Source organism: Mesotoga sp. HF07.pep.5.2.highcov (assembly GCF_003666285.1).
Lineage (GTDB): Bacteria > Thermotogota > Thermotogae > Petrotogales > Kosmotogaceae > Mesotoga > Mesotoga prima.
In genome coordinates this window covers 1-11,316 of record NZ_JFHJ01000202.1, presented here as the reverse complement: position 1 = coordinate 11,316, position 11,316 = coordinate 1, and the positions used below count along the sequence as shown (strand labels likewise).

Below are 11,316 nucleotides of genomic sequence, written 5' to 3'. Positions count from 1 at the left end.
ACTGAAGTTCCCGAACTAGATAAAGGAGAAAGCACTATCTGAAAGGATTTCAGAGAAATGAAGCGGTTATTTCTGTCTACGTTTGCTGAGTTGTTTCAGTCCTACAAGTTCAAGAGCTTTTCTCTGTACCTCGTTGGGAGTTGTTATTATCGTGAATGAAGGTATCTCCGGTACAGCAGGTACCCTGGCATCGTTACAGACAATCGTACTCATTTCAGATAGAAGAGTCTGAAAGCTGTGTACCGGTGTTCCGTCACTCAGCTTCTTCTTCCTCGTCTTCTCAAGAGCGCTTTCGGATCTTGTAGCCTGTAGTACATGTTCTCTATCGGTATATTCGTCAGTGAAGATCATGCTCTTCCATGACTCTCTCAAATGCCATTCTACATAATACGCGAGCATGCAGAGAAATATGTGGGCCCTTACTCTCTTCTCAAGCCAGTGGTGTATTGGTCGTATCTTCAGATCCACTCCCTTTAGCGTCCTGAATGCCCTCTCAACTCTGGATAGACTCTTGTAACTGTACACCACTTCTTCTGCAGTCAACTTCTCTTTCTCCACACTGGTTCGGATTATATAGAATCCGTCAAGGGAAGCTTCATTGGCTATACTCTCTTCATTTCTCCTGTAATCGAACTTCCCTTCCTCTATCGTGAAGATGAAATGCTTGGCCATCTTGTACCTGTTTTCTATCCTTCCCAGTGCCTGCCCTATCTTCCCAGCTTCTCTCAACCTTCCTGAAGCGACCCTCCTCATGAGTTTGTTCAGGTTTTCTTCAGTCGCCCCGAGTAAGTCTTCTCTCGTTCTCCTTCTCTCTTCTGCAAGAAGGGGATTCCTGCAGACTATTAACCTCTCTCCAGGATAATCGGGTGAGTCTATCTCGAGAAGGTCTCTCTCGTCAAATAAGCTCAGCTGTAAATAACCATTATCGAAGAAACTCTTAATCGTAGCCCCTCTGAAGGCACTAATCCAGTCAACTCCACCGAGGACCTTCAATCTGTCTATCTGTCCCTGCGTTAACATCCCTCTGTCTCCAACCACTACGAACCTTTCTACTTTGAACTCTTCCTTTACCTTATCTACCTGTTCCCCTATCGTTTTAGTGTCATTCGTACATCCCGGATATACCTGTATGGATATTGGTATACCTTTTGAATCCGTCATGAGTCCATAGACTATCTGTTTCTTCCCCTTCTTCTTGTCTCTGTTATAACCATAACTCGCAAGCTCACAATGACTTCCTTCATAGTAACTCGAAGAGACATCGTAAAGAACAAGTCCACCTTCGCTTAAATGTCTCTGCGCAAGTTTCCTTTCTATCGCCTCTTGCCTTTGGAGTAACCAGTCAAGGGCAACATATAACTCATCTTCATCTGCGTCTTCCACGGAGAACTCTTCGGGAATAGTTGTATTATCCCACCAGCGTATTGTGGAAAGCTTCGTCTGAGGGTTTATTATCCTTGCAGCTATCATCGCCTCTATTAGATCGCTTTCTCTACTCCTTCGAGAAGATAGCAATTCTGAAATACCTAGATCCTCCATTACCTTCCTTATCACCGCAACATTACCATGTGCCCTCGAACGAGTGATCTCTATAGCCTCTTCGGAAGGAAGAAAGACTCTCCCCTGGAGACTCTCTTTGACTAACTCTCTAGTAACTTCCGGCAATTCAGTAAGGTTGGCAATGGTTTGCTGTTTCACCTTACCATCTTCGCGATAACTTCTTCTCAGAAGATAAGTGAAGTATTCTCTGTCCTTGTACTTACTCACAATCCTAGCTAAATAAAGGCCTTTAGGTTTGCTCTTCATAATATGATGATAGCACAAAGGAAAGAGCAAAGTCAATTACAAATTGACTATTCACTGTCTACATTTTCAATTCATTTATGTGTCTTTTTCCTCTCTCGGAAAGAGTTTCATTCATTTGCTGTCGGGGAACTCCAGTTTAAGCTTTTCCGTCGCACCAACCATGAGCGCGAACGATTTTTTATTTAATTTTAGTTGTCTTATTCCCAGTGGTTCTAGCGCAACCCATTAGAACAGTTTTGATTTCGGGAAACAGTGTAATGGTTTTCTTGTTAAAGTTTCTTCTTACTCATAATAGGTAATCAGGTAAACTGTCTTTGTTATCGGCTTCCACAGGTCCTCGTCTTCAAGGTAAACGAAGTACTTTTCCTGAATACAGTTTCCTCTATCGTCGTAGAGGTATTCATAACTGTAAGTGAGCGGACTTCCACTGATATTTCTGTTATAGGTGGTTTCTTTTAGCTTTAGTCCTTCACTATTGTATTCGGCCGAGTATACAAGATTGCGCGACTCAGAAAGGCAGTCGACCTCGAGAACCATATTGCCATTATCGTATTGAGCTTCATGCTCGGATAAGATCTTTCCACTTGCATCGGATAGGATAAATCTTACTAGATTCCCCTCATCATCGTAAGAAGCTTCGTAAACAGAAACGATCGTATCGCTCGCACTGTAGCTGTATGCCTTTATCAAATTACCTTCTTCGTCGTATTCATAACCGTACTTATAAGAGAAGTCTCCGTACTTGCCATAGCCGATCTCCAGAAGCAAGTTGCCGAGGTCATCATATCGATACTCGTTTCTGAATTCAGTTTGAAGTCCTTCCTTTTCTTTGTACTCATAGACAATATATTTGGTTTCCTCAGTCATGTAACCGAGTTCGTTATAGCCGGCTAAATATCTAGTACTGTTTGATGAATCATACTGAACATCGTTCCCTTCGACGAAGTTTCCACTCTCGTCGTACTTTGCAGAGTATTTTGAGATTATCGAACCATCTGAGGCGTACTGAATTCCTTCGATCTGTCTCCCGTTCTCGTCGTACTTGTATTCATAGCTATGTTCTAATGCTGAGTCGTTTACTATCCTCTTACCTTGCATGGTGAGCATATTACCTTCACTATCGTACTGATAGGAATAGTCAAACTCCAGAACACCATCGCCGGAGAGTTTGCTCTCACGGATGGTGTTTCCTGATTCATCGTACTCAGCGGTCAGAGTGGCAAACTTTATCCATAACTCCCCGTCCTGAGTATTATAGTTTCTTATCTCAATCCTTTTCACTCCAGATGTATTGATCTTGTCCAGGTAAGAATCAACCCAGAAGGCTCCACAAAAGCTTCCTATAAACAAGGAGACGATAAGTATGAAACAACTAAGTCTGAAAGCACTTGATAACAATTTAATCACCTTCCATCGGCGCAGTTTCACTTTGTTTTATTGAAGAAGTTCTTTTGAATATCTGAGAGAATGACTGCAACCGCTCTGGCCCCCGCGTCATATGCGCCAATGCTCCTGTCACCCAGATATCTGGCCCTTCCTTTCGTCGCAACAATCGTTTTTGTAGATTCAGCTCCTTCTTCTGCTTTGGTTGCGGCCTTGTCAAAGGCCGCTTCTATTGGTTCGTTCAGCTTTGCACTTTCCTTCAAAGATTCTTTGAAGGGGATAAGCGCATCTAGAAGAGTTTTGTCACCCAATTGAGCTTTACCGACCTTCTGTACTCCATCTACCATTGCCTGGAAGAGTTCAGCAATGTCGGCTATTTTGAGAGTCTCCTTTCCTTTAGAAGCTCTAGAAGCGCTCAAAAAAGCATTGCCCCAAATTGGGCCAGAGGCTCCACCACATTTTTCCATTATTATCATGCTGCAGTCTCTCAAAAAGGTTCCAACATTGCTCTTTTCGAGATCCTTCCATTTTGACTTGACTTCAGAGAAGCCTTTCGCCAAAGAAGCTCCGAAATCACCGTCTCCGGCAACAGAATCGAGATCACAGAAGTACTGTTCGTTTTCTAGTATAGAATCGACAGCGATTCCAACTATTTCTATGAATTCATCCTTCGAGATTACGGTCATCTTCTAAGCCTCCGTTTCCTTCCAGGCAGCGGTTTCACAGGGTGCAGAGAGAAGTCTCTTCATCTGTTCGTCGAGAATAAGAACGGAAATCGACGCACCTTCCATATCTATAGACGTCATGTAGTTTCCAACGAGAGTCTTTGCCACTGCTATTCCCTTACTGTTAAGAATCGTGGCTACCTCATTGTTCAGAATAAAGAGCTCTTGCAGCGGAGTTCCACCAAATCCATTTACCAACACGGCAACCTCTTCATCCTTTGATACGGATAATTCGCCAAGTATTCTTTCGATAATCAATTCAGCGGTTTCTTTCGCCGAGAGTAATCTGTCTCTAAATATTCCGGCTTCTCCGTGAATTCCGACACCAACCTCAATCTTGTCCTCTTCAAGGTCGAAAGTCGGTTTTCCTCTTGCTGGGACGGTACAGGAAGTCAGTGCAATCCCCATAGTTCTAACATTGTCGATAACTCTTTGGGCGATCTCCTTTACCTGCTTGAGAGAAGCTCCCCTTTCTGCCAGAGCTCCAGCAATTTTGTGAACGAAGATCGTTCCAGCCACGCCCCGTCTGTCTTCCTTCTTTTCGATTGATATATCATCATTCACACAAACGCTATCAACTCTAATATCGTAGTCTTCAGCCATTGCAGCAGCGCTTTCGAAATTCATCACGTCTCCAGAATAATTCTTTATAACCAGCAAGACCCCTTGTTCTGAATGGTTGTGTTTTATAGCGTTGAAGACCTGCATTACGGACGGTGAAGCAAAGACATCACCACATACGGCCGCATCAAGCATTCCCTTGCCTACAAACCCTGCATGAGCCGGCTCATGACCACTTCCACCGCCACTGATCAGATTAACCTTGTTCTTGTTGGGATTCTTTCTCGAAATCACCATGAATTCCTCGTCGAGTGCAAGGTTCTCCGGGAAAGCCTTCACCATTCCCTGACACATTTCGATTACCACGCTTTTGGGATCATTGATCAGCTTCTTCATCTCTCTACACCACCTCAGCTATTCTTATACCATATCTCTTACTAGTTCTTGCTCGGTTGGTTTCCGCCTCTTATCGGCATCTACGATAAGCGAAATGTTTCCATCTTTCATAATTACTATCCTGTTGCTCAATCCTATGAGTTCGAGCAAGTCGTCTGTTATTAAGATGATGGCAAGGTTCTTATTTGCCGCTTCTCTTATGAAGGTGTATATTTCCTCTTTTGCTCCGATGTCTATGCCTCTGGTGGGATTGTCGAGAATCAAAATATCGAGATTCTTCATAATCCATTTGGTCAGTACGATTTTTTGTTGGTTTCCTCCACTCAACGAAAAACACAGATCTTCGCTAGTTGCCTTAATTCGGAACTTCTCTATTCCCTCTTTGATCAATTTGGATTCTTGCCTGTTGTTTATAAAGCCCAGGCGACTGCTGAACTCACTGAATCTTGTAATCGTAAGATTGTTGGCAACCGTTGACAAGCCGATTATTCCGTTTTCCTTCCTTTCGGAAGGAACATACCCGACTCTTAGCTTGGTCATATTTCTTATCGTGGCTTTAGACACGGAATGGCCATCTATAATGATTTCTCCTTCTGTTGGCTCTCCCACCCCAAAAAGGGTCTCGCCCAGGAACTTCTTTCCAGAGCCAATCAGTCCACCTATTCCAAGGATCTCCCCACGACGGACTTCCAGAGAAACAGAGTCATAAAGGCCCTTCTTGGAAAGATTTCTCACCCTCAAGACGGGATCCTCATCCCCATTGAATTCCTTTTGATCTTCAACTCTGTAGGTGTCGGCACTTAACTCTCTTCCTACCATAAGCGGGTGGATCTCTCTCTCTTCCGAGACCTCGGGATCAACTTCTCCAACCAGCTGCCCATCTTTGAGAATTAGAATCCTGTTACAGGCATTCATCAATTCTGAAAGACGGTGTGAGACAAATATGAATGTTGCCTTATTTGAAAAACTCTTAATTCTATCGAGAAGAATCTCTCTCTCCTTTTCTGGGAGCGACGCAGTTGGTTCATCAAGAAGTATTAGAGGGGTCTCGATCTTGTACATGTCTGCTATGACAAATGCCCTGATGATCTCAAGCATCTGACGCTCGTGAAATGAGTATTGGGAGACTTCTTTTCTTGGGTCGATATCGAGCCCAAAACTCTCCAGATAACGTTTCGCTTCGGAGATCATCTGCCTCTTCTTCAAAGTACCGGCCACCTGGAATCTCTTCTCGTGTGAAAGAAAGAGATTTTCGTAAACAGTCAGGCTTTGGACAAGGTTCTGCTCCTGGAAGACCATCGAAACTCCAAGTATGTTAGCCTCTCTGAAGCTTTGAGGAGCATACTTTTTTCCTTCCAGAAACATCTCTCCTTTATCGGGTGGTTCAACTCCCGCTATAAGCTTTAGCAGAGTTGACTTTCCCGCCCCATTTTCACCGGCGAATCCAATAACGTCGTTCTTATTGATCTTGAAGGTAACATCTTTCAGTGCCTGCACACCAGGATAGTTTCTATCGATTCCCTTGATCTCAAAGAGGATTTTGCTATTTTCTTTTACTTTTTCATCCATAAAGATAAACCTCGCATTCTCAGTATCACCTTTTTGAATCGAAGATCACTTAACGGTGATCATCTTCGGTCTTCCAACATTGGACATAAGCGCACCGGCAATTATCAGAGCACCCATTGCAACGTTCCTGAATTCAGGCGTTACACCCATGAAATTCAGGCCGCTTATCAGAACGGTAACCAGCATCGCTCCGAGAACTGTGCCGATTGGTCCTCCTCGACCTCCGCTAAGAGGAATGCCGCCCATGACAACGATTGCTATTACGGGCAAGGTATAAGTATCACCAGTATAAGGGCATGCAGCTTCAAGCATAGATGCGTTAAGTGCCCCGGCTAGTCCTACGAGCGAACCATGAATCATAAATACAAAAGTCTGAATCTTTACAACACTGATCCCTGAATACTGGCATACGTACTCGTTGTTGCCGATGGCGTAAATCATTCTGCCAAGCACTGTTTTCTTGGTTATCAAAAGTGTTATAAGCACCACAATGATAGGTATGGTGATCAGGTTTGATATGCCGTCTAGAAAACTTCCCCTTGCAACTGCGAGAAAGGATTCAGACTGACGTTGTAAGGAGACCCTTTTAGCATCAAAACTGCAGTTCCATTTAAGATTCCCATCATGGCGATAGTGGATAGAAACGTCGGGATTTTCAGGAAAGTAGCCAGAAAACCGTTTATCAGACCTACCAGAGCCCCTACTATCATCCCCACAATAATCGATGCGCCACCTAGCGCAGAGCTAGCCATTGCGGATGCCACGGCAGTAATCGTTATCGTCGCTCCGACTGATACGTCAATACTTCCCATCAGAACGACCATAGACATACCCATCGATGCAATCAGCAGAATGGCCATCTGTACGAGCAAGTTGTTGAAGTTCTTTGCAGACAAGAATGTTGGATACTGCAAACCGAATATCAAGAACAAAACCACAAGTAGTAAGGGAGTCCACAGCTTTGAAAGTGGGAACTTTCGCTTCCTGTTTCGATTATCCATCATCATCCACCTCCCTGCCTACTTGGTAAGAAGTAATCTTCCGCGTCGATGAGGAAGCATTACGAGTGAAATGGCTGCGATTAGCAGTATGCCTTTTGCAATGTTTTGGACATTCGATGTACTTCCAATTAGACTCATTCCATTATCGAACATACTGATGAGAAGAACCCCTATGAGTGTCTTCAATAAACCACCAGAACCTCCCATGATGGAAGTCCCACCAACGACCACGGCTATTAGCGTATTGAAGAGGTACTTGTCTCCAAGTCTTGCTGGTGCCATTCCTAGATAAGAAGAAAGTAAAACAGAGGCAATACCGACCAATAACCCGGAGAATGTGAACGCGATTATCCTATATTTATTTGTATTGATTCCCATTTTCTTCACGGACTCTTCGTTGCTTCCTATTGCCAAAATGTATCTTCCCACTACTGTCTTCCTGCTTATGAATACGAAAACTGCAAATACAATGAAGGCCCAAATAATGACATTTGGAATGCCTTCGATCATCTGTCCCGTCGAAATCCAGGCAAAGTCCCTGTTTCTAATGGATATGTTATAACCATTTGTTAGACCAGTAGCTATTCCCACATAGACATACATCATCGCCAGTGTAACGATGAAAGACGGAAGTTTCAGAAGTACCACCAGTAGACCGTTAATCAGTCCCGAAAGGAATCCTACGACTATCGCAAGAACTATCATCCCTAATCCACCCTGAGGAAAGAAGTAAGCGGCAACAATCGCACAGGATGAAAGCATGGCGCCCACAGAGAGATCTATGCTTCCCATGAGTATGGGAAAAGTCTCTCCGGCGGCAACCAGAAGGAAGACGCTCGAGACTGTCAGAATACCTGTGATATTCCTTATTCTTGAGAATGGCGGATATAAGATTGCGAAAACCACAAAGATTCCAACAAGCAACAAGTAGGGAAGTACTTCAATAAGGTTCTCTGCTTTTAGTCCTTTTTTAAAGAGATTTTTGAGAGCCAAATTCCTCATCCTTCCAGAAAGAGTAGACTGATCCCCCGTCGCTGGAACAGTCTACTCCAGCATTCAAAAGTGTTTTTTAAGATTCATACGGTGCTTAGTTATTACATCCTTCTCCAAAATCTGGAATGTCGAAGCGGTAGGGAACGTCAATAACTTCATGAACAAGCACATCGTTTTCCATTCTCTTTACGATATCTGCTCTGAGACCTTCTTCCAGGTTGTTTGCAACAAATACGTAGTTGTATGGGGAGCTCTCGAATGGAGGTACGACCCACGCGGCTGTGAACTTTTCAAGGTAAAGCTCGTAGATCTCCTGGTAAAGACCGGATTCCATAGCTTCCTTGTATTCCTTGGGAACTTCGTAACCTCTGGGCTTGTCAAGGTAAATCCAGTTGGTAAATCTCTCGGGGTATATGGGAACTAGAAGTCCCTGTGGATCCCAGTCGTCTGGATGAAGCGTTCTTGACATCTTCTTCCAGTCGTAGTCATATGGAGCGTCCTTTCCGAAAGTCTCGATGTACCAGTCAACGTTTTCAGGGGTAATGAAGGTCTGCATTGTTGACATCATCGTTTCAGGAACGGTCGGTTTCCAGCCGTTCTTCATGTCGTATACAGTAACGGCCTGTCTTCCAGCCATCCAGAATCCGTAAATTCCAGCGACAACGTCGAGACTTCCATCCTTGATATCGACGAGGTTGGACTTGTTAGCATCGGTTGTGACCTGGAAAACGTGGTCCAGTCCGGCCTCTTCACAGGCAATTGCAGCGCCAACATTCATGCTTGTAGCAGTGCCGAAAATACCGTCTATCCTGTCACCGAACTTTGCGATCCAGTCTTTGGTAACAGAGTATCCCTTGTCTCTTATGAAGTCTGCATATTCCTCACCGATAACGGTGATATTTGGGAAGTTCTCCATAAGAGCTGCTTTGTAGCCTCTAACTCTGTCGTTACCTGCTTTGGAGCCGGGGAATCCCCAGAGAACACAGGTCTCGCCCTCTCCATTGAGAAGTCTGCCCATTTCCAGACCGCCTAGATAACCATCGACATAAGCGTCAGGTCCAATGAACTGACCGTAGTATGGACCAGCGTCTAGTGGTGTCCACCAGTCGGCTATCTCTAGGATATTCGCGTAATAGACTTTCTCTCTGTTGACGAAGTTCGATGCCTGAATAACGGATTCGATTGTTGGTGAGTAACCGAATATCATCTTGACACCGGCGGCAGCGAAGGACTCGATTTGGAACAGGAACTTTTCGGGGCTCCTGTCGTCGCTGGCTGCTATGTACATGTTTCCAAGAGCCTCGACAGCCTCCCTTGCGCCTTTGTCAAAAGTAAGGAAGAAGTCGTTCGCCATCTGTGCATAAGTGCATACCATTGTTTCCGTTGAAAGTGCAGTAACACCAAACAAAGCAATAAGAGCAATTAACAGAACACTGAGCTTTTTCACCTGTCTTATCCTCCTTCAAAAGAAGTACTCTCATAGATCAAAACATTTACACGAACAGCTTTTTTCTTTGTGTCAACCTCCCTTCAAACAAACGAATCAAAGAATGATTCTTATCTTGTATTCGCCTCCGTAACCTTCGCCATAGTAATCGGTTTTCAAAGCGTGCAATTGTCCTTTGAAATAGCGGTTTCCAACAGGAGTCTCCCACTTCTTTCCATAGGCCTCAGTTACGTCGCCGGTGACTTCTCCAAGTTTTCCAAAGCGAGGCATTAAAACAGGGGTAGGGCCGTCAATTGCGAAAGGCGGGTAGTGCCATGTCCCTTTGTTCAGAAGGACTCCTTCATTTGGTCCAATGAGGAAGGCTCTGGTCTTCTCCGCTTCGGGGATCTTCGACTTCGGAGCAAGAACAAAGATGAACTGCTTTCCACCCAGAGGGAAAAAGAATTCGTAAGTTTCGTAATGAACCTCAGTCCAGTTTAGAACCTCACCTATTGGCTTAGGGTAGACAAAGAGCATACCCATCGAAAAGCGGTCTTCTTTGTTGTCCTTGAAAGGAATTAGATCCCAGTATGCCTTGATCATGCTGTTTTCGACTGCGGGTTTTGCGTCCACAGGATGCAACTCATACTTACCTTCTTCCGTGTCTTCATCTCTACCGATGATTCTGCCAAAGGTGCTGAAATCTCTCATACTTACTTCACTTAGTTTTTCCAGTTTTACGTCAACCACTGCCATAATCTCTCTCCTCCATTCTCAGATTTTTTGCTCACACGGTGAACAGATATCTATTTTCCGAAAACTGATTCCTGTAACTCCCAAAACAAAAAAGGTGCCTGCAACTAGTCAGGCACCCATAACCTTTATATTTCCTTACTCAGCAACACCAATCATAAGCATTGCCTTTAAGTATATTCACTTTTCATATATTCACTTGACAATTATGCACAAAACGATGCGTTTAGCAAAGTCCCGTGTGATGATTTCTATCCTATTTAAGGCACATTAATAACGATTATGAGAAAAAAGCTCAATCGCTCGCGAATTCTGAACAGATGGAACCGCTGACCTACATACCGTAATGCAGAGTATTGTCTGCTTCTATGATTTCCCTCGCAACAACAACAAGCTTTAAATTCTTATCTCTACTAATCTTCTGGAGCAACTTCATCGCCTCTGATTCCTTGATCCCATTGCGGTCCATCAAAATCCCCTTTGCCCTTTCTATGAGTTTTCTTGCCTCTAGAGCCTCTCCCTGCTCTTGGAGTTCCTTCTTAAGAAGCACAAACTCCTTAAAACGGCCCATCGCAATCTCTATGGCGGGCTTGAGTTCCTTCTCATCAACGGGTTTGACGAGATAGTTAAAGACCCCTGCAGAGTTCGCCCGCTTGAGGGTCTCTTCGCTGCTGTAACCAGTAACGATTATCGAGGGTACGAG

At 44.2% G+C, this 11,316-nt stretch carries 11 protein-coding genes; all 11 read right to left on the bottom strand.

The genetic code is table 11. From position 1 onward, the window contains the following. Positions 1 to 66 precede the first annotated feature (66 nt). Complete coding sequence (locus BG32_RS04195; protein WP_257212022.1) at positions 67 to 1,767, bottom strand: IS1634 family transposase; 1,701 nt, start codon at positions 1,765 to 1,767, stop codon at positions 67 to 69. Positions 1,768 to 2,088: 321 nt separating this feature from the next. Then, on the bottom strand, positions 2,089 to 3,213 hold the full coding sequence (locus BG32_RS04190) for an RHS repeat domain-containing protein (RefSeq protein ID WP_257212021.1): 1,125 nt from the start codon (positions 3,211 to 3,213) through the stop codon (positions 2,089 to 2,091). 17 nt (positions 3,214 to 3,230) lie between these two features. After that, the gene (gene dhaL, locus BG32_RS04185; RefSeq protein WP_099772353.1) at positions 3,231 to 3,875 is read right to left on the bottom strand and encodes a dihydroxyacetone kinase subunit DhaL; all 645 of its coding nucleotides are present in this window, start codon (positions 3,873 to 3,875) and stop codon (positions 3,231 to 3,233) included. A gap of 3 nt (positions 3,876 to 3,878) precedes the next feature. Continuing rightward, entirely contained in the window at positions 3,879 to 4,871 is a 993-nt protein-coding gene (gene dhaK, locus BG32_RS04180; protein ID WP_099772352.1) for a dihydroxyacetone kinase subunit DhaK, read from the bottom strand. Between the two features lie 24 nt (positions 4,872 to 4,895). After that, positions 4,896 to 6,440, bottom strand: a complete 1,545-nt coding sequence (locus BG32_RS04175; protein ID WP_099772351.1) for a sugar ABC transporter ATP-binding protein — start codon at positions 6,438 to 6,440, stop codon at positions 4,896 to 4,898. Between the two features lie 45 nt (positions 6,441 to 6,485). Next, entirely contained in the window at positions 6,486 to 6,926 is a 441-nt protein-coding gene (locus BG32_RS16210; protein ID WP_259459504.1) for an ABC transporter permease, read from the bottom strand. A 38-nt stretch (positions 6,927 to 6,964) separates the two neighbouring features. Then, positions 6,965 to 7,447 (bottom strand): ABC transporter permease, encoded by a 483-nt coding sequence (locus BG32_RS16205; protein ID WP_259459503.1) that lies wholly within the window; start codon positions 7,445 to 7,447, stop codon positions 6,965 to 6,967. Positions 7,448 to 7,459: 12 nt separating this feature from the next. Then, positions 7,460 to 8,443: an ABC transporter permease gene (locus BG32_RS04165; protein ID WP_041928310.1), complete on the bottom strand. Its 984-nt coding sequence runs from the start codon at positions 8,441 to 8,443 to the stop codon at positions 7,460 to 7,462. Positions 8,444 to 8,528: 85 nt separating this feature from the next. Next, positions 8,529 to 9,881 carry a sugar ABC transporter substrate-binding protein gene (locus BG32_RS04160; protein WP_099772349.1) on the bottom strand — a complete coding sequence of 451 codons (1,353 nt, stop codon included), beginning with the start codon at positions 9,879 to 9,881 and terminating at the stop codon, positions 8,529 to 8,531. Positions 9,882 to 9,977: 96 nt separating this feature from the next. Beyond that, complete coding sequence (locus tag BG32_RS04155) at positions 9,978 to 10,616, bottom strand: ureidoglycolate lyase (RefSeq protein WP_014731860.1); 639 nt, start codon at positions 10,614 to 10,616, stop codon at positions 9,978 to 9,980. Between the two features lie 331 nt (positions 10,617 to 10,947). Then, on the bottom strand, positions 10,948 to 11,316 hold a 369-nt coding region (locus BG32_RS04150; RefSeq protein ID WP_121526448.1), incomplete at its 5' end, for an ANTAR domain-containing response regulator.

Coding starts and splice junctions, on each gene's coding strand:
- dhaK (WP_099772352.1), bottom strand. CDS start 4,871: ATGAAGAAGCTGATCAATGATCCCAAAAGCGTGGTAATCGAAATGTGT.
- BG32_RS04175 (WP_099772351.1), bottom strand. CDS start 6,440: ATGGATGAAAAAGTAAAAGAAAATAGCAAAATCCTCTTTGAGATCAAG.
- BG32_RS04165 (WP_041928310.1), bottom strand. CDS start 8,443: ATGAGGAATTTGGCTCTCAAAAATCTCTTTAAAAAAGGACTAAAAGCA.
- BG32_RS04155 (WP_014731860.1), bottom strand. CDS start 10,616: ATGGCAGTGGTTGACGTAAAACTGGAAAAACTAAGTGAAGTAAGTATG.
- BG32_RS16205 (WP_259459503.1), bottom strand. CDS start 7,447: ATGATGATGGATAATCGAAACAGGAAGCGAAAGTTCCCACTTTCAAAG.
- dhaL (WP_099772353.1), bottom strand. CDS start 3,875: ATGACCGTAATCTCGAAGGATGAATTCATAGAAATAGTTGGAATCGCT.